Here is a 24354-nt window from a genome sequence, read left to right as displayed (position 1 = left end):
TCTGTTATCTTTGATATACCCATAAAGAATAGTACGGGAGACCTGATAACTCCCGCTAATTTAATGTCACTTATGCACTGCCCCGTCCATAAAACCATTACCCTACCCTACACGTTGAAATTGTTTCTGGTTTTACTTTTCTTATTCGGTTGCAAAGGAAATGCAACCCCGCTTGACAACCCCATTTTTGAGGTAGACGACCAAGTGCCACTCATTCCCACCCGCACCTTGGGTTCGGGTTCGGGTTATTTGACAATCGACGGAAAAGCACTATCTATCAAACCCGGCGAAATTATAGCTATCACTCCCGGCACCTACAAAGACCTGTCATTCATCAATCTTAATGGAACGGCCACTCAACCCATCACGGTTGTGGCAAATGGTCCCGTAGAAGTGGTCGGTGGAGGAATTACGTTGGAAAATGTTTCCAATCTGACGGTCACGGGCTATCGTAAAGCTAAAAACATTTTCCTGCACGATGTAACCTACCGGGCCATTACCATTACAGGGAGCATTCCACAGGCATTGACACTGGAAGGAATACGCCTGAAAAACGTGGAAGACTATGCCCTTTTCTACGACAATACCACCACCTACAACGGCACTGATGCCACCGCTTTTCTGAATTTTAAACTTCTCCACTGCGATTTTGATCATACAGGCGGCATTCAAATCAACGGTAACCTCAATAATTCGGCGGGCGTAGTTAATAACGGCTTGTGTAAAAACCCCGAAATCGCCTATTGCACTTTTAAGAATTGTCCAACGGTCGAAACCCTGCTTTACATCGGAAACGTGGAAGGATGTGATATTCACCATAATGTACTTGACGACATCAACGGAGGTACTGATAAGCACAACGGCATTTTTTTATTGCTCGGCAACGGCCGCGTTCACCATAATAAATGTACCAATCATCAGGGAAATTTTGTACGATTCTGGCCGTTTTCCCAAGGCAGCCAACCCAAAGAAGTGCTTCTTTATAACAACATTGTGTGGAACAGCCGTAAATACAGCGCGCTGGAAGTGCAAAGTTTTGCTTACCACATCATACCAGGCGTAAGTACCTATTGCAACACCAAAGTATTTAACAACACGGCTGGCAAGATGAATACGTCCAAACCTACTGTTTTTGTGGGGGTAGTAGTGGATGTTTACAATTTACAAGGAGGTGATATTCAAATATTTAACAATTTGTCTTTCCAACAGATTGAAACATCGGCTAACGATAAAATATGGAGTCAGCAAAGCATAACCAAGCCAAGTTTGGTTGCGAATAATCGCTATTTTGCTACATCAGCGGCAGCTGGTCTGGCGGATGAAGTAAGTTTTAAGCTGCTTGCTACTTCACCCGCCAAAAAAGCTGGATTATACCAATCCATCCTCATGGACGATTTTTACAATACCCCACGGGCCAACCCGCCGTCAATCGGGGCGGTAGAATAAGAAAAGTACTATTTTACAAAAAGCCACCAGTTGCCCTGTGAAACAAACGTTTCTTCCCTAAGTTTGGAAATCATTTGAAGATTTTTCACAAACTTATCACGGTGCTCGATAAGAGCACTCCGACTTTCATGGTCTTGGAGAACATTATTTGAGATTGACACCAGCAGTTTTTCACTGATACTGGGAATGATGTACTTGTAGCCGTCAAAGGTTTCATCGGACTTAGAACAAGGTACAATCTCAAGCCCGGTAATTGGGCAGATTGCGTAACGAATAAACATTATTTATGGTATTTAGTAGGGTAACTTCCTCAAATATAGCAGATAAGCTAAATTATTTCCAAATTAAATTTCCCTTAATCTCCGTCCTCTAATTGGTCAAAACAATCATTATCGCCCATTTTTAGTTCTATAAAACGCTGCCTATTCGTATTATTTTTCAGTTATTAAAACCGAATACTGACTTTAAGTATATTTCGGCAGTAAGGTAAAAGTTAGCCGCAGTTAGTCGCTCACTTCAATTTGCCTTTAACTATACTACTTGGGATGTGGAAAGATAACTAAAAACATAAATGGCTTATATAGTCAAATATTGCAATAATACAAAAATGAATATACATTATCACATTTCTAAATACTTATTGACTTACAACAATTTCTGGTGAATGAGTAGCGATACCGACAGATATAAGCAAAATAATATCCCATAAAGACAAAAATAGACAACCCATTCTGCTATCGAAATTTTTAAAACCCTGCGCATACATCTATCCCAACAAGGGAAAAAGAAACATGTTTTGATTAGTTTTTTTTAATAAAAAAATTTAAAAAAAGCCGTTATTGTCGTGTAAAAAGGCTTTTACTTGTCCATCTATCCAGTTTCTTCAATTCTCTTGGTATACATCCAAGACATTCATCTTCCCGTCAATTTCCAAAAGAGAATAAGAAGCAGCAACACAATAATCCATACCCACCAAGGTGTTTTTTGGAACATTTCTCCCATCACATTTTGCGACGGCCTCCCTGAGCGGCGGCTATTTGGTCTGTAGCGATTGTGAGCCATCTGTGTATTTAAAAAAAGCGGAGAAATAACTTAAATATTCCCCCGCTAGATTGCTTTGGTTCTACGCATCATTTTGCTCTTCGAGGTCGATATGATTGTCACCTCCCAGACTGTAATAATTATTCTCTTCGTCTTCAGACCCGATGGCTTCTAGCTCATCGTCCAATTCAGCGCCAGGAATATCCAAATCGCCACCCGAAATATCATCCTCGAAGTCTTTTTCGTTCCATTCGCCCACCTCATCATTTTCTGACTTCCGTTGGGTCAGGTCTTCGGGGTCTAAGTCACTTTCTTTGGTTGCTCGGTTGTAAATATCCTCACTTGCAGGATAAAGCGGATAGCCCGGAAACTCTTCCTCCCGCTCGTTTTTGTCATTATCATTTTTTTTCGTTGCCATGATTGTAGCGTGATTTCATTAGTTAGCCATGAATAAATACTAAGTTGATTAAAAATGTGCAGAATCTTTATGACATACTCAATTTTAATGCCAGCCGTCATCGCTCATAAACGGGGAATCAAATCCACATTTATGACCATAAACCCTGTCTATCAAGTAAATAAAGGGATAATTGCTCCTTTAGATAGTAACGTATATAGTATTTCAAGTAATACAGTTAGTATCAAAGACCAAGATAATTTTATAATTTTAAAAGGAATTTGTATAATCAAACCTTTTTTACCTATCCTATGCACCTTTCACGTCTGCTTCTACCTTTATGCACCACCTTATTTTTGGCATTTCACCACGCCATTGCCCAGCAATCAAAAACTCAAGATACCACACGCTTTGACCGCGATTATGCGCTAGAGGCCTCAATGGTTGGGTATTTTAGCCCAGACGGGGCCCGAAACCCAACCCTGCGGGCCAATAAAGGCGACCGGGTTCGAATAAAAATTACCAATGCGGAATTGATGACCCACGACATAGCCTTAGAAAAAATGGGCATAAAAAGTAAGACCATTCTGGAAAAAGGAATGAGTACCACCCTTACTTTCACCGCCGCTCAAAGTGACATTTATTATTGCTCCGTACCCGGCCACCGGGCGGCGGGTATGGTTGGAAATTTTGAAGTGGTAGAAGGAGTTATTTCTACCGCGACCATTCAGGGGCAGCTGCCCAAAAAGGACGGTCAACCGTTAAATCTAAATTTTGAAACGGGTACGTTAAAAGATTGGACCGCCACTGGAACGGCTTTTGCCAACCCTTTGATTTCCCTCGACCCTTCTCCCATCCACGAAAAAGACATGCGTGTTGGCTTTGAGGGAACGCATTTTTTGAGCAGCGGAGGCACAACCAACGCAAAATTGACGGGAACATTAACCTCTACTCCTTTTAAAGTAACCCATCCTTATGCTGCGTTTCGGGTTTCGGGGGGGGCATTAGCGGACACCCGCGTCGAATTACGTTTGGCTGGCACCGATCAGATTATCTTTAACATCACTGGACAAGGGCGCGCCACGCTGCAACCAGTCGTGGTCGACCTTCATGGATACTTAGACAAAGAGATTTACATCAAGATTATTGACAACGAAACGGGTATTTCCCAAATCCCGTACATTCCCCATGACAAGTGGGCGCACATCAACTTTGATGAATTCCTATTTTATCCCACCCGCCCCGAATTCCCTAACGAGCTGAAACAGAAAGACATCATTATTCTTCCCCCCTTAGACCCTGTCCTGAATGCGGGGCTGTCGGGCATCGATGCGGCCAAAGCCATGACTCCACCCAAAGGCTTTAAAATAACCTTGGCCGCTGCCGAGCCAGACGTGGTTCGCCCCATTAGTTTTACGATAGATTCACGGAGCCGCATTTGGGTGGTGGAAGGCCACACGTACCCTACTCCTGCGCCTGAGGGACAGGGTAAAGACCGCATTTTGATTTTGGAAGATACCAACGGCGACGGCACCCTCGACAGCCGAAAAGTATTCATGGAAGGCCTGAATCTGGTCAGTGGCATCGAGGTCGGCATGGGTGGCGTATGGCTCGGAGCAGCGCCCTATCTTTTATATATCCCGATAGACGCCAAAAATGACAAACCCGCTGGGCCGCCCCAAAAACTATTGGACGGCTGGGGAACACAAGACACCCACGAGACCCTGAACAGCTTGCGATGGGGCCCCGATGGTTGGCTTTACGGAACGCACGGTGTGTTTACCCATTCCAACGTCGGAAAACCCGGCGCTCCCGATGCAGAGCGTACTAAAATCAACGCGGGCGTGTGGCGATACCACCCCACCAACCACCAATTTGAGGTATTTGCCGAAGGCACGAGCAACCCTTGGGGCATTGATTTTAACGACTACGGGCATCCTTTCATCACGGCCTGCGTGATTCCGCACATGTACCATATTATCCAAAATGCCCGTTATCAGCGGCAAGCGGGTAAACATTTTAACCCCTACACCTACGACGACATCAAAACCGCCGCTGACCACGTACACTGGGTGGGTGAGCGCGGTCCCCACGCGGGCAATTTTCGTTCGGCGGCCAAAGGCGGTGGTCATGCCCACGCAGGAGCCATGGTGTATCTGGGCGGTTCATGGCCCGCAGAGTACCGAAATGAGATTTTTATGAACAACATCAACGGCGCCCGGCTAAACCGAGACCATCCCCAACGGAGCGGTTCGGGGTACGTAGTTAGACACGGGGATGATTTTATGGTGATGAATGACACTTGGTCGCAGTGGCTCAACTTCAAATACGACGCCAGTGGGTCGGTTTTTGCCATTGACTGGTACGATAAAAACCAATGCCATAGCCCCAATCCCGACGTTCATGACAAAACCATGGGCCGAATTTTTAAAATTACCCACGAAAATGATAAATGGGTACAGGTAAACTTGGCCAAAGCCTCCGATATGGAATTGGTAAACTATCAGCTAAACGCCAACGAATGGTACGTACGGCAAGCCCGAACGCTGTTGCAGGAGCGCGGGCCCAATAAGAAAGTCCACAAAGCACTCAAAAAAATACTCGCCGAAAATCCCGATGCTACCCGCAAACTACGGGCACTGTGGGCACTCCACGTCACCCAAGGACTCACCGAAAAGGATTTGGTTGAGTTACTTTCCCACGAAAATGAATACGTCAGGAGCTGGGCCATTCAGTTAGTAACCGAAGACAAAAACGTGAATCCTGAAACCCTAAAACGTTTTGCAGGACTGGCAAAAAACGACCCTTCTGCCCAAGTAAGACTTTACTTAACCTCGGCAATGATGCGACTCGAACCGTCGCAACGATGGGACGTGGTGGAAGCCCTAGCGCAGAAAGCCGAAGATAAAGAGGACCATAATCTGCCATTGATGCTGTGGTACGCCGCCGAACCTCTGGCAGCCGTCGATGCGAAACGCGCATTGCAAATGGCCGAAACTTCCAAATTCCCTAAGCTACTCCCTTACACGATTCAGCGCGTAACGGCGATTGGCACCGAAGAGTCTAAAAAACTTCTCAAAGACCTGAAAGACCGCTTAGGAAAAGTGCATTCGCACGAAAATCACGAAAGTGAAATGCTGATTGATAAAGCATTAGGAAAATAAAAACTTCGCAACAATGAAGACCAAACATCTGATAATCATCCTTTTCACTTTTGTTTACGAGACCGCCTTTTGCCAACCCGTAACCACTATACTCCCTTCAGGCTTTAAGAAAACAAAATTGACGGGGGATTTTATCTCGGAAGGCGTGGCCGTAGCCGACCTCAACAAAGATGGGAAATTAGACATCATTGCAGGATATTATTGGTTTGAAGCTCCTTCGTGGATAAAACACCAAATGGCTCCCGCCGAAATCGCTAGCACCTCCACCGCCGAAACCTCTGCATCGACGGTGGGTTTTGGGATGTTTTCACGAGTATTTAACCCTAGAAAAGAATACAGCAACTCGTTTTTGAACATGGGAATGGATGTAAACTTGGATGGTTGGGACGATGTTGTCATCATTGATTTTCCAGGGAAGCCTGCTTTTTGGTTTGAAAATCCGCGCAATAAACCGGGCGTCTGGCAAAAACACATCATTGCCGATTCGGTCGGTATCGCCAACGAATCGCCGGGCTTTATTGACATGGATGGCGACGGACGCCTTGACATTCTTTGCGGAGACAAAGCCAAAAAACAGATTATCTGGCTGAAAGCCCCCGTAAAACGGGGAGAAACGGAATGGAAACGCTACAACCTAAGCGCCGAAAATGTGCCCGGAACCGAGATTTTTTCGCACGGAATTGGGTACGGCGACGTAAACAAAGACGGTCTGAACGACGTAGTCATTCGCGAAGGTTGGTTTGAAGGGACCGCTGATAGAACCGCCGGCAACTGGAAATTCCATCCTGCCGATTTGGGACAGCCCTGCTCACACATGCAGGTTGTGGATGTGGATGGTGACGGCAAAAACGATGTCATCAGCGCCTCGGCCCACGCTTTGGGCATTTGGTGGCACCAACAGATTACGGATAGCGAAGGCAAAATCAACTTCACGACGCACGTAATGAGCACCACCACGGCCCAAACCCACTCATCCATCATGGCAGATTTGAACGGTGACGGGCGGAAAGAATACATCACTGGCAAGCGGTTTTTGGCCCACCACGGCCGAGACCCCGGCGATGCCGATGCCGCCTACCTCCTGTGGTTTGACCTGACACCGGGCCAAAAGCCCTACTGGACGGAGCACGTCATCGACAATGATTCGGGTGCAGGCTTAAATATCACAGTACAGGATATGAACAAAGACCGAAAACCCGACATCATCATTGCTAATAAAAACGGCGTATTTCTGTTTGAAAATAATCTAAAGAAATAAATCTTTTCCTTGGCAACGTGTCATAGCGTCACGTTGCCATTCTCCCAAAAAGTGAAAATAAAACATACAGTCAAAGAAACCCAACCTTGCTTTTCTAGCCCTAACAACCCTCCTAAAAATCACCAATCAGTATATTCTTTCCCCCTAAAAAAAGTAACTTCTTAAAGAATTTTTTCAATTCTGCCTCTTTAAGATTATTTTTGGGCACTTTTTATACTTGCTATATGGGTTATCTATGGTCAATGTAAATAGATATTTTTTCATTTACCAAACTGATTTAAACGCAACAACCCATCGACAAAAATTAAAAAACAACTAGAAATCAATCAAATAACAACTAAATGTGCAGTGAGAAATGAGAAAAAGAGGTCTATTTTTACTGATTCCTTTTGTATTTTTTTATAGTTCCAGTTTTTCCCAATCCCCCGACCAGTTTTCGTCAAAGGCAGATTCCATCCCAAAAACCAGAAACCTCAGAACCGGAGCTTCAACTTCTATTTCCAATAATATTACCAGAAACAGCACGCTTGCTCTGCCACCCTCCAAGACGGATTCTGCCGCTAAATCTATTTCATTATCGCCCGGGTTTTCTACCGCCGCAACGGGTTCGAGTTTTTATTTGGGCATTATTGTTGGCCGACAAATTGAAGTTGATTTCCCAAAACCAAATCAGATTATCCAACGAAATAACACCAATCAAGCGGTATTGCGGATTTCGGGTACCTGCGATAGTAGTGCCGCTGCTGTAGAAGTGAATCTGATACCCATTCAGGGCGGAACCGCCCAAAGTGATTTGTTTCTAGCAACCAACGGTAAGTACCTCGACAGTCTCTGGATTACAGGCGGAGATTACCGGTTAGAAGTCAAAACAATCCTACGATACATACCTTCGAGCAACGGTACGACGCCGATTTACGGCACTTCTCGAACGGTAGAACGGGTCGGTGTGGGTGAAGTTTTATTACTCTGGGGACACAGTTTTCTAGCAGGAGACCCGTCTTACGATGAGCCTTCTTCCGACCCAAGAGTACGCACGGTGGAAGTACTTCGTAATCCTTCAATACCCAATGAACCTGGAAAATTGCAGGACCTTGATGCCCTTCCGCTCGTTTTTCAACCCATTGATACTTCAAATATTGGTCCCTTTGGGGTTCACAGTTGGATGTGGGGGCGCTTTGGGGACACGCTTGCCAAACGTCTGAACGTCCCAATTTTGTTGTACATGACCGCCTACGGTGGGTCTAATGTTTGGATGAATATGAAAAACATAAAAAGGGAACGGTTTGGATTTGACTGGTTCGGCGGGCAAGACCAATATTGGATGCCCTACCGCCCCGTTGAGGCCGCTTTTTACAAATACATCCCCCTCACGGGCCTAAGAGCGGTGCTAGTTGAACACGGAGGCAATGATGTGGGCCCCGATTTTTTACCTACTCTTTACGAAAACTTCGTTTTTGTCATCAACCATACCCGAACAGTACAGGCCAATCATCCCCAATTGGCTTTTAAATTAAGTAAAGAAGGCGTTAATTTTTTAAATCAAAACACAACAGTTGTCAATGACAAAATACAGCAGGTTTTAAATACAATCCCAAACACAAGTCTGGGAATTGACCTAAGCGAGCCCTCCACCCAAGGCCCTTGGCGGGATAATGGTGGGACAGGACATTTTAGGGGTAAATCAGGGCATGATAAATACCTTGAACTATGGAAAGCGGTCGTTCCAAACAGTTTCTTTACTACCACCACTCCTAAACCAGCTACAAAGCCAAATTAGTGAGTTTCTTGGCGCTGAATATCATTGGCGTGGAGTGTTTCTCTGCCAGTTTATTATACGATTTAAGTTATTCTTTGTCTTTCAGACTAAAGTGAAGTTGGTGCGCTGTTGCGTAGATATCTAGCAATAAAGGCCGACCCGTCTTGGTAGATGTGTTCAGAATTCTACCCCAGCGCACTTGATTGAGTAAGCTTATAAATGCTGTATCTTTTTTGTAGGCTTCCTTAACTTTTTTTCGACTCAACCAACTCAGTTCTCCCGTTGGATACTTACTAAAAAAGTAGGTATAATTAGGGCTTAATTCCGACCAGTCGCGGCGACGATACAGCCATAATCCTTCATAATTCAGCAATTCAAGCGATTTATAACCAATGATTTCCACCAATTCCCCACTTCGATAACACCAATCACGACCTGCTTGACGGTACCCAAATACGGTAGTTAAATCATACTGATAGGTAGAATCGGGGGTTATGATTTTAATGCGGTTCATGCGGGGTGTCCGCAAGCTAAACCCTTCCCTTTTATTGGTAAATTCGTGGACCAAACGATGGTGAATATAATCATCCACCGTCAGATAGACCCCATTATTAGGTCTATCTGCCCCCTTTTGGGCTTGGGTTTTGGCCATAAACACCCACAAACACGCCCCCATCAAAATCGCTTTCATCAGTTTGCAGCCTCGTGTAACTATTGAATCTCCGTTCCTTCTTTCAGGTCTTCGCGGGCATTGATGACAATTTGGTCATTGGCCCGCAAGTTGCCGAATACTTCCGTCAAATCTCCTGATTGCTGACCACGCCGTACATCGACGTACTGCGCCCGGCCGTCAATCACACGAATCACGTACTGTCGCTCCGTCGAGGCCACCACCGACGTAAGCGGCACCGCCAAGGCACCAGTGGTGCCTTCTGAGTCCAGAATTATTTCAGCAAACATGCCCGGCTTAAACTTTCCAGCGGCATTTGCTATGTCTATTTCAACGGTTTCGGAGCGAAATTGCTCGTTCATGTTTCCTGAACGACGCGTAATTTTTCCTTTAAATACCTGACCAGGTAACGCACCAACCGTAAACGAAACCGTTTTTCCGTGCTTTAGCGTTGTACTGTAATTTTCGGGTATATCCAGCACGAGCCGCAAGTGATTTTGTTGTTGCAACACCATCATAGGACGTTCCATTTTAGCGCCCGCCCCAACCAGTGCACCCGGATGAACATTTCGCTCCGTAATCACGCCATCAAACGGCGCCCGAACAGTCAGGTAGGATTTGATTTTGGTCAGTGCCCGAAAGTTGGCTTCCTCACCCAGCATCGACGCACTGTCGGCCATCATGCGGGCGTTGGCCGTTTCCAAATCTAGCGCCGAGACCGACCCCGGCACTCTGCTACTGGCCCTCAGGCGGCGGTAATGCTCCCGACTCGCCACCAGTAGCGCATTGGCTTTCAGGGCATTGGAGCGGGCTACCGCAAGCCTCTCTTCTGATTCGGGCGAATCCAAGACCATGAGTATTTGGCCTTTTTTCACAAAAGAACCCCGGTCAACCAACACCTGTTCCACAAATCCGTCGGCCTTGGGATAAATATTTACCTCCTGAAAAGCCTTAAACTCACCCGGAAGTCGAAACGTCTGCCCCACTTTTTGCGGAATGGCTTTACCAATTTGGAATTTAGGTCGGTCGGCTTGTTTTTTTTGGGTCTTCTTTTCGGCCGTCTCCGAAGAAGAACAGCCCGTCAGGGTGACCGAAACGACCAGCGCGGCCAGACCGCTGAATACGATTGTTTTCATATTTCTTTATGAACTAAATGATGGATTTCAAGGGATTCTTCTTCAAAAATGGGATGTGTGACAGGCTCCTCTTCGGGCAAAAGGGAGGGGTTTTGGAAGTCGGTACTCCCTTGCAACCAAGCATATACCTGCGGAACGATGTACAAAGCCGCAATCGTTGACGCAATCAAGCCCCCAATCACGGCCCGCCCCAACGGAGCCACCTGCTCGCCCGCATCGCCCGTACCAAGGGCCATCGGCACCATGCCCGCAATCATGGCAAAACTCGTCATCAGCACTGGGCGCAGGCGGATTCCTACACTTTCGACGGCGGCTTTGCGGGCGTCGCGGTACTCCCACCGAAGCTCCTCGGCATTGGTCACAATCAAAATGGCGTTGGCGACCGAAATCCCAACCGACATAATAATCCCCATGTAAGATTGTAAATTGAGCGTACTGCCCGTCAACAACAGCAAGCCAATCGCCCCGACAATCACCGCTGGAATGGTGGACAACACCACAAATGATAGCTTAAACGATTGGTAGTTGGCAGCCAACAGCAGAAAGATAACCAACACCGCAATAGCCAACCCCACCTGCAAACTGTCGAGGGTTTCGACTAGCAACGACGACATCCCTTTGATTTGTGTAACAAGGCCCTTGGGCGTTTCGCCCAGGCCCGCCACTACCTTCTCTACGGCCGTGGTTGCGGCTCCCAAATCGGTGTGGTGAATATTGGCCGAAACCGTCACAAACCGTCGTGGTCCCGTACGGGCGTATTCTCCCGGCAGGGTATCCATCGAAAACGTTGCCACATCCGACAGCACGGGGCGTACCTGACCCGCCACCAACGGAATTTCCTGCAATTGGGGCAAGCTCCGCATGGCATATTCAGGAATCTGCACCTGCACTTGGTACGTGTACGCCGATTTTTGATCCAGCCACTGATTTTTTTCGGTAAATCGACTCGAAGACGTTGACGCCGTGATGGACCGGGCGACTTGCTGAATGTTGAGTCCCATCATAGCAAGTTTTTGGCGGTCGAGTTTGATATTGATGACCGGAAACTTGAGGGGCTGAATGATCCGCACATCCCGCAAAAAAGGCACCTCCGCCAAACCATCCATGAGTTGATTAGCGTAGCCTTCAATTTGGTTCATGTCTCGCCCAGCCACCTGTACTTCGATGGGGGTATATGCGCCCTGACTCATGAGTTTTTCGGTCAGGTCGGCGGGTTCAAAGGAAAGCGTGATGCCGGGCATCTGTCCTTTAACCACCTCACGCAAGCGTTCTTTAAAATCCTGCATATTGGCGTGGTATTCTTTTGCCAAGGCCACTTTAATCACCGCATCGTTGGAGCCACTCGTACTGACGTACAGGTTGGTGGTAGCATAGTTGGTAGGTACCACGCCCACGTAAGCCGACGAAACGGCCAGATTCCCTTCGGCCACTTCATCAACCAAACTCAGAAGCTCTTTTACCTTTTCTTCAGTACGTTCGAGGCGGGTTCCGTCGGGGGTTTTCATCCGAATTACCATCTGTCCAGAATTAATCTGGGGTAAGATGTCTTTACCGATGTAGACAAATCCAACGCCCGCCAAAACAAAAATAACCAAAAGATATACACTGACAATCAACCTATTGCGCCGCATCAGTCGGCTAGTTTGCTGCACAAATCCGTCGCGCATCCATTCAAAATACGACGTCTTTTGTTTTACATTCACTTTGTGGTCAGGAACATGAGCGTGGCTTTTCATGAGGCGATTGGCCAGAATCGGCACCAGACTTTGGGCCAAAAAATAAGAGACAGTCATGGCAAATCCAATGGAAAGCGACAACGGTAAAAACATGGCTTTCGGTACACCTGACATCAAAAACGAAGGAGCAAAAACGGCCAGAATACACAATAAAATCAGCAAAAGCGGCAAAGCAACCTCCCGACAGGCATCGTACACAGCCAGTTTTTTGGGTTTCCCCATTTCCAAATGTTGGTGAATATTTTCAATGGTCACCGTAGCCTGATCCACCAGAATACCGATGGCCAACGACAGCCCCGACAACGTCATGATGTTGATGGTTTGTCCCGCCAAATTCAGCAGGAGTACCGCCGCAATAATCGAGACCGGAATCGTGATGATCACAATCAAAGAGCTACGCCAATCGCCCAAGAAAAGCAACACCATCAGACCCGTTAAAATAGCTCCAAGTGCCCCTTCAAAAATCAGACTTTTGACCGCGTTAATCACAAAAATGGATTGGTCAAACTCATACGAAACCTCAATGTCATCCGGAAGGAGGCTGCGCATTTCGGGCAATTTTGCCTTCAGCCGCGTCACCACATCCCAAGTTGAAGCGTCGGCCGTTTTGACCACTGGAATATAAGAAGAACGGTTACCGTTGACCAAGGCGTAGCCTGCCGTCACGTCGGAACCGTCGGAGACCGTCGCCAAATCGCGCAGAAAAATGGTGCGGTGCGCCTTGGTGTTGATGGAAATCTGATTAAAATCTTCGACTTTTTCTTCGAGGGAATTGAGGGTGGTAATGTAGGTCCGGTTTTCGACGCGAATATTCCCCGATGGTGTCATGACGTTGTTGGCCGCCAAAGCCTCGACCACTTCATCGGGCGATACGTTCAGACTCCGGATTTTGTCGGGGTCAAGATTAATCACAACCGTCCGCGAGTTGGTTCCAATCGGCGGCGGGGCCGTCAGTCCCGGAATGGTCGAAAACAACGGTCGAATACGCGTAACAGCCAGTTCGTGAATCTCCTTGAGCGCGCGTGTTTTGCTACTAAAAACCAAATCACCAATGGGCACCGAGGAGGCATCGTAGCGCACCACTTGCGGCGGCAACGCCCCTGGCGGAAAAAATTTCATGGCCCGGTTGACCTGAATCGCCACTTCGGCGGCGGCCTGCGCCATGTCGGACCCTTCATAAAAAGCCAGTTTTACAATGGTAAGCCCCTGTACGCTACGGCTCTGAATTTCTTTGACACCCGAAATGTACAGAAACTGATCCTGCATTCTGGTCGCAAAAAAACCTTCCATCTGCGCGGGTGACATCCCGCCGTAAGGCTCAATGACATAAATAACGGGGGAATTTAGCCTGGGAAATATATCAATCGGAATTTTGGTAGCCGATAAAATTGAGAACACGACAAGCCCACCAATCAGCACCAAAGCCGAAAGCGGACGTTTTAACGATGTGGACAAGAGCGACATAAATACAATGGGTGGTTAAGGGGTACTACCGACGAAAAAGGGCGAAAAATGCCTCGAAATTATTGGTGGCGGAGGCTTTTTGGAGCTGCACCCGAAGAACGCGGCTTTGGGTAGTTACAACGTCTTTTTCCACCGAAGTAAGCAGTTGCAGGGCATCCGTTAACCCCAAAATATTTTCCAACCCATTGTGGTACCGCGAAAGCCGTTGGTTATAAGCCGCAGTTGCCGACTGCAATGAAAGGGGTAGTTCCTTTAGTTCGAGTTGTAAAACGGAAAGCATCGCCTCCGAAGCATTGAGGGTATTTTTAAGTTGCAGCTGCTCCGCCGCCAGTTGATTGGTCGCTTCTTTTACCCGAAACTGTTGCAACTGAATTCGATGGGCTGAACGACGAAAATCGGTCAAGTTGACGGTCATTGCCGCCCCAACCAGTACGTTGGTCCGGCTATAAAGCAGCCCGTTGCCCAAAGGCCCGTAGTTATTTTCAACGTTAATGCTAGAACCCCGCGCCCAAGTCGCCGTCAGTAGCGACACCCTCGGCAGGGCAGCTTTACGAATCACGTCAATTTCTGCCGAGCGGTATTTTGCCAAATAATCACGGTATTTTAGCAGTGGGTGGTCGTTGGTAGGCTCCGAATAAAGGGGAGACAGCCCCACCGATGCCGACTGAAAAGTGGTATCGATTTGCATTTGCTCAACGGGACGTCCCGTGAGCGTGGCGAGTTGATTGGCGGCCTGCCGATAATCTTCCAACACCTGCCAATAGCCGAGTTTAGCCTTAGAAAACTGCACCGAAACCAGCGACGAATCGAGCCCCGGTTTGATGCCGTTACGCACCAAGTTAACGGTGATTCGACGAACGGTATCCACGCGGGCAATGTTTCCCTGCTCAATTTTCAAGAGTTGATGCAGCCGAAGTAAATCCAAATAGGTCGTAATGACGAGTTGGCGCAGTCCAAATTTTTCACGTTCTAGCGCAGATTCTCCCACGGCAATATCGGTGCGGGCAAGCTGGTCTTCGGCCTTAAAACGCCCGAAATTATACACTTCCCAGTCCATAGAGGCCAGCGCAATATTGCCCGAAGCCAAATCCATACGGTTTTCGGTCCGCCTGCCGCCCGAAGTTGGCACAATTAACCCCAACGAAAAATACGAACCCGAATGGCCGTTGGCCGTTCCGACATCAATCTGGTCGTGGAGACGAACGTTGGGCAGGCGATTGTCGCGCACCACCCGGGCGTTTGCCCGAATCGCCTCCAACGCCGAGCGTTGCGCTGCCAGCGTCGGATAATTGGAAAAGGTTGCTTCAATGGCTCTTTCCATCGTCAATACCTGCGAAAACAAACACGTATGACTCACTAAAATCAAGGCAACCAATGCAAAATTACGACGGGCAAAAAACATCATTTGTGCAATAAATTAAGAAATGGGTGGAGGTGTCGTTTCACCCTTCAAAATAAGCACCACGCTCATTAAAGACTCATTAGTGATTTATTAGAATTTGATTAGAAACCCAAATCAAGCCGTTTAATGGTTACTTTAGTGGTAGAATTAGCCATTCAAAAGTGTTTTTAGGGTGTTATGAATGTATTATTGGTAGAAGATGATGTTGAACTGGCCCAGTTCATTCAGAAGGGTTTACAGTCGGAGGGCATTCCCGTTTCGATGGCCTACGACGGCATTATTGGTCGCAGTTTGGTCAATGAGCATAGCTATGATGTGGTGGTGCTGGATGTAAATATTCCGGGCCTCAATGGGTACGATTTGTGCCGTTTTATCAAACAAAACTGGCCCGCCATTCCCGTGATATTATTAACGGCGCTGGGGAGTTTAGACAACAAAGTACTGGGGTTTGAATCGGGAGCCGATGATTACCTTACCAAACCTTTTGCCTTCAAAGAACTGGTATTCAGACTAAAAGCCCTTGCAAGGCGACATTCTTCCCGCCCGCTACTTCCCAAACGGCTGACCCTGTTGGACTTGGAACTAGACACGCAATCGCATCAGGTTTGGCGGGCAGGTCAGCGCGTTACGCTGACCGCCCGTGAGTACGCCTTGCTTGAGTACCTGTTGGTAAATCAGGGGCGCGTGGTGAGCCGAGTGAGCATTCAAGAAAATGTGTGGGATGTACATTTTAATACCAACACCAATGTAGTAGACGTGTACATCAATTACTTGCGTCGAAAAATAGACACCGTAGAGCCCAAACTCGTGCATACCGTTTTTGGGGTTGGATACATGATTGGGGCCGAGCCATGAGCATCAAAGAAAAAGTAACGATTGCGTTTGGGTTGTTGGTAGCCACGATACTCCTGCTGTTTTCTTTATTTATTTTTGAAGCCTACGAATCGTACCGCCGTTCGATGATGCGCACCCGCCTGCAACGCCGTGCGCTCTCGGCCCAAACCTATTTTCTGAACCGCAGCGAGTTTCACCGGTTCAGCTTTCTTATTTTGCCCGAGCAAAAAGAAATGATTTTTGACGTAGAAAACAATCTCATTTATTCTTCCAATGGTCCACATGACTATGTCCCGACCAAAGACCTGCTCCGGGAAGCGCGCCGTCAAGAGATGTATTTTACCTACAAAATACCCGAATGGCCCTCCCCCAAAGAAGGCGTAGCGCTGTCTTTCAATTACCAAAACCGAAATTATGTGGTCGTCGTAACGGCTTATGACCTCAACGGGCACCAGACCAGTACTAACTTATTTGCCATTCTTTTGGGCGGCAACATTATATCATTAGCGGTGATTATATTGGCGGGTTTTTTGTTTGCCCGGCGGGCCATGCAGCCGTTTGACCGCTTAATCAGTCAGATAAATACCGCTACCGTCAACGATTTTTCATTTCGCCTATCTTATAAAGCCGAACCCGACGAAGCAAGTTATTTGGCGGGCTCATTCAATCAACTGTTGAGTCGACTACAAAAATTGGCCGTCAGCCATGAGCACTTTATTGGGTATGCTTCCCACGAAATCCGGACGCCGCTGACGGTCGTAAAGGGAATGTTGGAAACGGGCCTCGCCTACGACCAAACCCCCGAAGCTACCCGCGAGAGCATGGAAAAAGCACTACTCCGACTAGAAGACGCCATTGAGTTGGCCAATTCGCTCCTGCACCTCACGGAGGTGGAAGGTCTGAATCCTAATCGACTCATGGAAGACGTCAATTTGGTAGATACGATTTTGGACACCGTGGGCTATTTTCAAGAAAAGTACCCCCATCAACAAATTGATTTGCAATTGACCGAAGTATTTATCGAAAGCAGCCCACGCATTAAGGTGGTCGGCAACAACAGTTTGCTGCGCACCGCTTTGATTAATATTATTGACAACGCCTGTAAATACTCTGATTTTAAGCCCGTACAAGCAGTCATCACCTGCCAACCATTCTGGGTCATTATTGACATCATTGACCAAGGTATCGGCATTCCCAACGCCCGGCTTTCTGAGGTATTTTTGCCCATGATGCGGGCTGAGAATGTAGGAACGATAAAAGGCTTTGGGCTAGGCCTGACCTTGGCCGAAAAAATCATTACCATTCATCGGGGTGTGCTCAATATCCAATCTGTTCCCAATGAAGGCACAACCGTTTCGGTCCGTTTGCCAGCTATTTCAATAGAAGATACTTGGTAGTGGTTTCAAAAAAAACATGACCCGCTCTCAAAGAGAACGGGTCATGCAACAACTTTACCCTACTTGAATAAATCTTCAAAAACCGCTTTCACGGCTCACTTTATCTTTCATAACATTGAGTTGACTATAGAATACAGGAACACACTTGTTGCTGTATTCTTTAGACTACGGTAGCAAAGTAACATAAATTTTTATTCATTTTTATCCCTAAAAGCCGTGAATCCTACCTATTCACCGGTGAAACCTACCTATTCGCCTGCGAAACTAACCTATTGGCGGGTGAATTTATCGCTCAAAATACGCCCCTCAATATTGCCATAAAGATAAAAAGGAGGCTTTTATATTCATCCTTTGACAAAATGAATACTTTTATTTTACTTTGTAAACAAAAGTACTTTTTATTTATAATTTTTCATTTACCCTCTTTGTTCTGATTGTAGAAAACAAAACCAATTTCATCACATGGAATACTTTGCAGCGCCTGATTCTATCGTCCGGAAAATCTGGGGCAAAGCCGACACAATCCTGTTTATCTTTGCGGGCGCCTCGGCCGAGTTTGCGTTAAACAAAGCCGTAGATTGGCTTTACTTCACGGGCAAGCTCCCCTCCGACCCGTTGGGCCGTTTATTTTCGACCGTTTCGTACGCCCGCCAAATCGTTTTTTCGGAGTACAACGAAGCCCTTTTTGCGATTGACAAAATCGCAGCGATTCATCAGGGCGTTGAGCAGAAAAGAGGCGCTCAAATCCCCGATTGGGCCTACCGCGACGTCCTTTTTATGCTCATCGATTATTCCATCCGGTCGTTTGAGTTATTGGAACGAAAATTAACCCAACCAGAAAAAGAAGAGGTATTTGCGGTATTTTACCGCGTAGGGGCAAGAATGGGCATTAAAGGCTTGCCCACCTACTTTGATGATTGGCAACAAATGCGCGAGGAGCACATTCAGGAGAACTTATTATCAAGTCATTTCACCCTTGATCTTTACCGACAGTACAAAAAACATTTAGGTGTATTTCGATTTTTTTTGCTTAAACAAGCACAAGTTTTGGTCGTTCCCCCAAGGGTAAACAGGCTTCTTCGGCTCGGAAAATTCCCCATTTTTGCGTCGGCGATTGGCACTTATAAACTCCTAAGGTTGCTCAAAGTAGAGCACTATCTCAAAAATGCAATTTTGCCCGAGGCTTACAAGCCACAAATTGCCGCCTTGGATGTTGTGTAATATCAAGCTGTAATATTAAAACATCTTCGACAAAGTGGACGTTAATTCAACTAAATGCCAAATTACAGGAACGGTTTTATTTCAGTTGGGTTTATATCTACACTATGATTGATACTATGTTGATGTTGCAGCGAATATTTCTGCTTTTTTTGATGAGCTTTTTTGGATTGACCGCTCCCCTGTTGGGGCAGGATAGTCGGTTCAAAAGTTTTATAAAAAAAACAATATCAGACACTACCGCTCCCGGCAAACCCAGTTATCGGTTTTATCCTACACTGGCTTACGCGCCCGAAACCAGCTTTGAGTTTGGGGTATCTTCACTCCTGCTTTTCCAAGCCAAAAATGATACCCTCAACCGGCTAAGTGAAGTGCAAGCGTTTGGCTTTGTCACGATGAAAGGGCAATATGGCTTATGGGTCGATAATGCCATTTACGGAGACCAAGACAATTGGTTTTTGCTGGGCCGAATGCGCTTCCAGAAATTTCCGCTTCTCTACTATGGCATTGGGCCCTCGCCTTCTGCGAAAGAGCCCGCATTGATCGACGCCAACTATCTTTTATTCCGACAAAGGGTTTTAAGAAAAATCATTCCCAATCTTTTTATCGGGCCCGAAATCGACTATCAGCAGCTCTACAACACGGCGTTTAAACAACCCAAAGATCATCTCTACGAAAAACCTCTAGGCACCAACGGAACCATTAATGTGGGTCTGGGAGCAGCCTTGGTGTACGACAACCGTCACAATGTACTGAATGTAAGAAAAGGTTTTTTTGGTGAACTCTCGTTCCTTAAATACCATCCGCGCATTGGCAGTGAATATACATTTCACGGGGTCAATCTGGATGTGCGCTCTTACCATCCTACCAGCCCACGCAATGTGCTGGCTTGGCAGGTATCTGGTAATTTTTACGGGGGCAATATTCCTTTCAACCAACTCGCATTGATGGGTGGAGAAATGATCATGCGGGGCTATTATTCAGGCCGTTACCGCGATAAAAACATGATAGCCGCTCAGGTGGAGCATCGCTGGTTGCCCTTCGGTTTTAGCAAGCGATTTGGGGCCGCTGCTTTTGCGGGAGCGGCCGTTGTAGCCCCCAAAATCAGCGAATTCTCTACCCAATACATCCGCCCTACTGCTGGCGTCGGACTACGTTATTTGCTTTTCCCAAGGCGAGATATTTATCTCCGATTAGACGTAGGTTTCTCAGAAGACGGCCCCAACTTTTATTTGTTTACGGGCGAAGCGTTCTGATGTAAAGTGAGAAAACGAAAACCACACAGCCAGACCAACGAGCGGACGAATCTTTCAACAGGTCACTTAGAATAGCCCGGCCGCAATCGGGCCGATACAGTGGTACCTATTACAACACATGACCAACCACGAAATCGCAAAAACCACTTACGCTGTCTTTGAGTCGGCCATTAAGCACGAAATCATGGAGGACTTCAAGGGGAGCCGCCCGTACCCTGATTAAGATAGATATTCAAAGGGAAATTATACGACTTTGAGTACTAAAAAGTACCCAAACGGGGTTCATTATTTAACCCATGACCGTACAGAGGAGCCATCAGCGGCTTACTTCTGTAAAACAGAAAAAAAATCATTGAAAAATAATACCATGAAACCTTCTAAAACAACCTCGACATTTGTGCTGAGTTGGGTCTGTGTTCTTTGTCTGGTGGGGTGCAAAAAAGAGAAGGAAGAAGACCCGGAACCTATACCCCGCAATTTTTCTCAAATTATCATGGATGGCAAACCTTGGAATCAAACTTTATCTAACGGGGTTGTTGTAGCCACACGTACCGTTTGTGCTTCCTGCTGGATGGCGCCATTGGATACACTCTACAAAAATTACTTTACATTGTCAATTTCCCATTTTTATGACGTGGACGAGTACAAAAAGTATCCCTTTGAGAATATTTATCTTGGTGCAATTCCCATAAGAACAGGAGAATATAAATTTGCAGAGGTTTATAAACCTCCCTGCCGTCCTGATACGATTCCGCAGGCTATATTTTTTACAAGTGAATTTGACACTGGCAAAGATACGTACCACATTCTTCCCAGTGAGCAGCAACATATTAGGGTAACAAAGGTAGATAAAGCTACAGGTTATGTAGAAGGTGAATTTATGATGACTTTTATACGTGTTGCTAAAACGAAGGATTCTACTTCTCCCGATACGCTTCGCATTCAACCTTCTCGTTTTTCCGCTTTTATTGGATCAAACCAATAAGCGGGTTGTGAGATTACTACTCCGATCTGGAGGCTTGCTGAGCTTTTTCATCCCACATTGACCTTCTTATATTTATATGTACACTGCCTATCTCAACTACTTGCGTATCAATGGTTACCCGGCAGCATACTCCACCCAAAGTGTCATAGTCAGGATTTTCTTTTCTTTTTAGTTTTTCAGTAACTACATCGCTTTTACGAAACCAGAATAAAACAAACATTTGCTTAAAATTGAACATAAAGTGTGTGGTTTCAGCCACGCCACTTCGTTGAAGGGAGCAAAAAGAAGGCCAAAAAACTGACGTAACTGCGGAACCAAGACGTAATCGCAGACGTAACCGTGAAGTTAAAGGGTGAGTATCAAACCCTTAAAATGCAGAAAACCACTGCTTTACAAAAGCAGTGGCCTCATTAATAATGCCTTCCAGCAGAGAGAGAAAATTATTAACTATTTGATAGTCAATGTATTACAATAGAAAATCATAAACTTACATAGATTCTTACATAGAAGACACCAAAAAAAAGCCGTTTTTGACCGTAAAAATCCGCATTTTGAGGAACTTAACGATAAGTTGAGAAACTATCCAAAAGGCGTTACTTCAGCTATCACAGAGCTTAAAGACAGTGCTATAGAGTACCAATTATATCATTATTTACTACTCATTGCAATATTAGTATTAACTTTATACCATTAATTTTAAGTATATTCTTAATTCTAAGGTATGAGCCAGCGCGATTTATTCAGCCATTTTACCAGTTTCAGCGTTCAAACGTTGCTTAACCTTTTGGAGTTCTTACATTCCGATAGCATGAAGCAGGTGATTGATGAAATGGGTAATTTCAAAGTTGAGTTTGACCCCGACACCATAACCCCAAATGATGCCGAAGCTTACCATAACCTTTTGACAATTTCCCACCGAATGTTAAAAGTTTTGGCCGACCATCCCGAAATGATAGCGGCATTACCACAAGGTCTATACGAACGTTACGCAAAGCTTCATTATGAACTTTCACCGTGGGGAATGCTGTTGGAAAAAGTAGCTAAGGGGGAGTTGCCTACTCCTGACGACCGCGAATCAGAAATTATCAAAGCCGCTTCTCGCATCCGAAGCCGTACACTTATAGCCCAAAAATTGTATGAAGGTGAATCAGCGTGATGTTGTGTTTGTTCATTTCCATTTGCCAAACGGTCAATTTAAGCCTCACCCTGCCGTTGTCATTTCTACAAATGACCTTTATGAAGCCGAAGGTATCTATTATGCTGTCATGCTTTCTACCAAACAGCACAACCCTGATTTCATGGTAACGCTCGTACCCAATGATTTCAACTACCCTACCGATACCACTTCTTACGCCAAATGCCAACTTATTATTCAATTGAACGATTATGATATTATCAAACGTTTTGGTAGTATCAAAGCCGAATCATTAAAGTTGATTATTGATAAAATCAACGAAGTAGTTTTTGGTCAAGGCTAGTTCATGCTCCCCGCTTCGCGCTCCTTATATTAGTTTATCTATACGTCGGTTCCCGTAAAATACCCCCTAATTAGGCTGGAAATGAGGTTTTACTAAAAACCCACTAAAAAGCAGGGCTTTCTCATAAAAAAAGGCAAGTAGAAGATTGCCGTATTTTTGTGGTGACTAAACTACAAAACTATGGTTACTGCGACTTGCCCATCCAAAGTTACACTATTTTTTGAGTGTTTATCCAATTCGACCGACCTTGATGAGAGGGATAATCGTGGCAAAAAACACTCGTTGGCACTGGTACTGACAGGGTTAGTATTAGCCCTATGTTGCGGGCGGGACGCGGGGCCGATTTCTATGGTTTATGCAAGCGTGTTTATATAATTTTTGTCATATTTTTCCCCGCGTCGAACAACAGCATAAATACGGTGTATAATTTTATTACGAACAGCATTTAAAACCAACATTTTGTTTTTCCCCTCGGCAACTTTTCGCACATAGTAATCCTTTATTTCACCTTTTGAGCGAATTGCTGACATAGCCGCCAAATGAAAAAGTGATTTCAACCTTTTTCGAGCATGTTGACTTACTCGAGTTTTTCCTCGGACACTGGTCCCCGAACGATGCTCGAAAGGAGCTACCCCTGCATGGCAGGCTAATTTTTTAGGGTCAGTAATTGCTTTAAATTCATCGGTGGCTAAAATAACTTCGGTGGCGGTTGCACTGCCAACCCCTGGAATGGATGTCATCAGAGTAAAAAGTTCTTTCAAATGTTGATCATTTTCTATCAGCTTGGCCATCTGTTGATTGACCTTTTCTAAATCAGAATTAATGGATTTGAGAGAGGCTCGACAGTATTTGATTAACTCTTTGTGCTGCTTGGCCTCGACAAAACCAGCCTGTTCATCAATAGGCTGTTGAAGTTGAGAACGAACCAGCAAGAGTCTTTGGCGCAATGCACTCAAGTTGGTTAAATCCTTCAAAAGTTGGCGAGGTGGTTGCCAAATACGAATGCAATCACGAAAACGAAAAGCATATTCTGCAATGCGTTGAGCATCAATTTGGTCAGATTTTCCTCGCTGTAAGCCACCTGCCTGCTTGATTTGCAGAGAAGATTCTAACCAAACAGGAAAAGAAGCGGCAACTAATTGTTGAAGAACTACCGCATTGTAAATACCGGTATGTTCCAGGCAAATAATACTGAATTGCACTGAAAAATCAGGCAGCTCTTTTAGAAGTCTTAGAACTGTTTTGATACCTTTCTCGGAGTTAGGCGACTGTGTTTGTAGAACAGTAGTTTTACCATCAAAAACTGCCCAATCTAATGTAGCTTTTGAAACGTCAATACCAATGTAGTAGCGAATTTCCATGACATTGATTAATTTTAGGGTGAAACCAATTGCCTGTCTTTGTACTCAATACCTTGCTAATGGGTCTAAGAACCCTCATTTCTATTTGAGTTTTGGCAAGCAGCGAGGGCTGGCCTCTGAATCGGCCCATGAGCCTCTAACTCTGCCGAGCGATAGGATGTGCCAGCCCAATTTGCTTACTCAAGTTATCCCAATTTCTTGGAATAATATTACAAAACAAATCTAAAGGCCCGTGCGGAAAATTATCCGGACTCCATCGGCATATGGTCCATCATTTTCCGGCATTACAGCAAGCCACGGCTATGAACCGTCACTGGGTCATTTCGCGTGCTCAATTACCGCGAGTACTCGCTAA

The 24354-nt window shown here is 45.8% G+C and carries 19 protein-coding genes; 11 read left to right on the top strand and 8 right to left on the bottom strand.

Annotated elements, in window-relative coordinates:
* Positions 1-63 precede the first annotated feature (63 nt).
* On the top strand, positions 64-1446 hold the full coding sequence (locus DVG78_RS17000) for a hypothetical protein (protein ID WP_158550044.1): 1383 nt from the start codon (positions 64-66) through the stop codon (positions 1444-1446).
* 8 nt (positions 1447-1454) lie between these two features.
* Here DVG78_RS17000 and DVG78_RS16995 read toward each other — a convergent pair whose 3' ends face one another.
* Entirely contained in the window at positions 1455-1727 is a 273-nt protein-coding gene (locus tag DVG78_RS16995; RefSeq protein WP_114462257.1) for a hypothetical protein, read from the bottom strand.
* A gap of 842 nt (positions 1728-2569) precedes the next feature.
* Positions 2570-2905, bottom strand: a complete 336-nt coding sequence (locus DVG78_RS16990) for a hypothetical protein (protein WP_114462256.1) — start codon at positions 2903-2905, stop codon at positions 2570-2572.
* A 290-nt stretch (positions 2906-3195) separates the two neighbouring features.
* Between DVG78_RS16990 and DVG78_RS16985 the strand changes: the two genes are divergently transcribed.
* The 3 genes from DVG78_RS16985 (at position 3196) to DVG78_RS16975 (ending at position 9083) form a co-directional block, all read left to right on the top strand.
* The gene (locus DVG78_RS16985; RefSeq protein WP_114462255.1) at positions 3196-6048 is read left to right on the top strand and encodes a PVC-type heme-binding CxxCH protein; all 2853 of its coding nucleotides are present in this window, start codon (positions 3196-3198) and stop codon (positions 6046-6048) included.
* 13 nt (positions 6049-6061) lie between these two features.
* On the top strand, positions 6062-7306 hold the full coding sequence (locus DVG78_RS16980; RefSeq protein WP_114462254.1) for an FG-GAP repeat domain-containing protein: 1245 nt from the start codon (positions 6062-6064) through the stop codon (positions 7304-7306).
* Positions 7307-7661: 355 nt separating this feature from the next.
* Positions 7662-9083, top strand: coding sequence for a hypothetical protein (locus tag DVG78_RS16975; RefSeq protein ID WP_114462253.1), 1422 nt, complete (start codon positions 7662-7664; stop codon positions 9081-9083).
* Between the two features lie 67 nt (positions 9084-9150).
* On the opposite strand, the gene DVG78_RS16970 is transcribed toward DVG78_RS16975, so the two are convergent.
* From DVG78_RS16970 to DVG78_RS16955, 4 genes are read right to left on the bottom strand one after another with little or no spacing between them, the layout of a single operon-like run.
* Complete coding sequence (locus DVG78_RS16970; protein WP_114462252.1) at positions 9151-9753, bottom strand: hypothetical protein; 603 nt, start codon at positions 9751-9753, stop codon at positions 9151-9153.
* Positions 9754-9773: 20 nt separating this feature from the next.
* A complete protein-coding gene (locus tag DVG78_RS16965; protein WP_114462251.1) occupies positions 9774-10868 on the bottom strand; it encodes an efflux RND transporter periplasmic adaptor subunit in 1095 nt (364 codons plus the stop codon).
* Positions 10865-14068, bottom strand: a complete 3204-nt coding sequence (locus DVG78_RS16960) for an efflux RND transporter permease subunit (protein ID WP_114462250.1) — start codon at positions 14066-14068, stop codon at positions 10865-10867. The genes DVG78_RS16965 and DVG78_RS16960 overlap by 4 nt, the downstream gene beginning before the upstream one ends.
* A gap of 25 nt (positions 14069-14093) precedes the next feature.
* Positions 14094-15473: a TolC family protein gene (locus DVG78_RS16955; RefSeq protein WP_114462249.1), complete on the bottom strand. Its 1380-nt coding sequence runs from the start codon at positions 15471-15473 to the stop codon at positions 14094-14096.
* Positions 15474-15647: 174 nt separating this feature from the next.
* Here DVG78_RS16955 and DVG78_RS16950 point away from each other — a divergent pair, with 174 nt between their 5' ends.
* The 5 genes from DVG78_RS16950 (at position 15648) to DVG78_RS16930 (ending at position 21160) form a co-directional block, all read left to right on the top strand.
* A complete protein-coding gene (locus DVG78_RS16950) occupies positions 15648-16325 on the top strand; it encodes a response regulator transcription factor (RefSeq protein WP_114462248.1) in 678 nt (225 codons plus the stop codon).
* A complete protein-coding gene (locus tag DVG78_RS16945) occupies positions 16322-17701 on the top strand; it encodes a sensor histidine kinase (RefSeq protein WP_114462247.1) in 1380 nt (459 codons plus the stop codon). Before DVG78_RS16950 ends, DVG78_RS16945 begins: the two co-directional genes overlap by 4 nt.
* Positions 17702-18163: 462 nt before the next feature.
* On the top strand, positions 18164-18922 hold the full coding sequence (locus DVG78_RS16940) for an oxygenase MpaB family protein (protein WP_114462246.1): 759 nt from the start codon (positions 18164-18166) through the stop codon (positions 18920-18922).
* Between the two features lie 152 nt (positions 18923-19074).
* On the top strand, positions 19075-20175 hold the full coding sequence (locus tag DVG78_RS16935) for a BamA/TamA family outer membrane protein (protein ID WP_374755722.1): 1101 nt from the start codon (positions 19075-19077) through the stop codon (positions 20173-20175).
* Between the two features lie 367 nt (positions 20176-20542).
* Positions 20543-21160 (top strand): hypothetical protein, encoded by a 618-nt coding sequence (locus DVG78_RS16930; RefSeq protein WP_147277101.1) that lies wholly within the window; start codon positions 20543-20545, stop codon positions 21158-21160.
* A gap of 16 nt (positions 21161-21176) precedes the next feature.
* Here DVG78_RS16930 and DVG78_RS16925 read toward each other — a convergent pair whose 3' ends face one another.
* Complete coding sequence (locus DVG78_RS16925; RefSeq protein WP_114462244.1) at positions 21177-21419, bottom strand: hypothetical protein; 243 nt, start codon at positions 21417-21419, stop codon at positions 21177-21179.
* A 462-nt stretch (positions 21420-21881) separates the two neighbouring features.
* On the opposite strand from DVG78_RS16925, the gene DVG78_RS16920 reads away from it, so the two are divergent.
* Entirely contained in the window at positions 21882-22316 is a 435-nt protein-coding gene (locus DVG78_RS16920; RefSeq protein ID WP_114462243.1) for a hypothetical protein, read from the top strand.
* Positions 22297-22638 carry a type II toxin-antitoxin system PemK/MazF family toxin gene (locus DVG78_RS16915; protein ID WP_114462242.1) on the top strand — a complete coding sequence of 114 codons (342 nt, stop codon included), beginning with the start codon at positions 22297-22299 and terminating at the stop codon, positions 22636-22638. Before DVG78_RS16920 ends, DVG78_RS16915 begins: the two co-directional genes overlap by 20 nt.
* A gap of 353 nt (positions 22639-22991) precedes the next feature.
* Here DVG78_RS16915 and DVG78_RS16910 read toward each other — a convergent pair whose 3' ends face one another.
* A complete protein-coding gene (locus DVG78_RS16910) occupies positions 22992-23999 on the bottom strand; it encodes an IS110 family RNA-guided transposase (RefSeq protein WP_114462241.1) in 1008 nt (335 codons plus the stop codon).
* Positions 24000-24354 lie beyond the last annotated feature (355 nt).

Origin of the sequence: Runella aurantiaca (assembly GCF_003339505.1) — a bacterium.
GTDB classification, from domain to species: domain Bacteria; phylum Bacteroidota; class Bacteroidia; order Cytophagales; family Spirosomataceae; genus Runella; species Runella aurantiaca.
The sequence above is the reverse complement of the archived record's forward strand: the minus strand, read 5'-3'. Positions and strand labels throughout refer to the sequence as shown.

Bases quoted from the DNA above. Each gene is read 5' to 3' on its own strand.
- DVG78_RS17000 (WP_158550044.1), top strand. From the start codon at position 64: ATGTCACTTATGCACTGCCCCGTCCATAAAACCATTACCCTACCCTAC.
- DVG78_RS16995 (WP_114462257.1), bottom strand. From the start codon at position 1,727: ATGTTTATTCGTTACGCAATCTGCCCAATTACCGGGCTTGAGATTGTA.
- DVG78_RS16990 (WP_114462256.1), bottom strand. From the start codon at position 2,905: ATGGCAACGAAAAAAAATGATAATGACAAAAACGAGCGGGAGGAAGAG.
- DVG78_RS16985 (WP_114462255.1), top strand. From the start codon at position 3,196: ATGCACCTTTCACGTCTGCTTCTACCTTTATGCACCACCTTATTTTTG.
- DVG78_RS16980 (WP_114462254.1), top strand. From the start codon at position 6,062: ATGAAGACCAAACATCTGATAATCATCCTTTTCACTTTTGTTTACGAG.
- DVG78_RS16975 (WP_114462253.1), top strand. From the start codon at position 7,662: ATGAGAAAAAGAGGTCTATTTTTACTGATTCCTTTTGTATTTTTTTAT.
- DVG78_RS16970 (WP_114462252.1), bottom strand. From the start codon at position 9,753: ATGAAAGCGATTTTGATGGGGGCGTGTTTGTGGGTGTTTATGGCCAAA.
- DVG78_RS16965 (WP_114462251.1), bottom strand. From the start codon at position 10,868: ATGAAAACAATCGTATTCAGCGGTCTGGCCGCGCTGGTCGTTTCGGTC.
- DVG78_RS16960 (WP_114462250.1), bottom strand. From the start codon at position 14,068: ATGTCGCTCTTGTCCACATCGTTAAAACGTCCGCTTTCGGCTTTGGTG.
- DVG78_RS16955 (WP_114462249.1), bottom strand. From the start codon at position 15,473: ATGATGTTTTTTGCCCGTCGTAATTTTGCATTGGTTGCCTTGATTTTA.
- DVG78_RS16950 (WP_114462248.1), top strand. From the start codon at position 15,648: ATGAATGTATTATTGGTAGAAGATGATGTTGAACTGGCCCAGTTCATT.
- DVG78_RS16945 (WP_114462247.1), top strand. From the start codon at position 16,322: ATGAGCATCAAAGAAAAAGTAACGATTGCGTTTGGGTTGTTGGTAGCC.
- DVG78_RS16940 (WP_114462246.1), top strand. From the start codon at position 18,164: ATGGAATACTTTGCAGCGCCTGATTCTATCGTCCGGAAAATCTGGGGC.
- DVG78_RS16935 (WP_374755722.1), top strand. From the start codon at position 19,075: ATGAGCTTTTTTGGATTGACCGCTCCCCTGTTGGGGCAGGATAGTCGG.
- DVG78_RS16930 (WP_147277101.1), top strand. From the start codon at position 20,543: ATGAAACCTTCTAAAACAACCTCGACATTTGTGCTGAGTTGGGTCTGT.
- DVG78_RS16920 (WP_114462243.1), top strand. From the start codon at position 21,882: ATGAGCCAGCGCGATTTATTCAGCCATTTTACCAGTTTCAGCGTTCAA.
- DVG78_RS16915 (WP_114462242.1), top strand. From the start codon at position 22,297: ATGAAGGTGAATCAGCGTGATGTTGTGTTTGTTCATTTCCATTTGCCA.
- DVG78_RS16910 (WP_114462241.1), bottom strand. From the start codon at position 23,999: ATGGAAATTCGCTACTACATTGGTATTGACGTTTCAAAAGCTACATTA.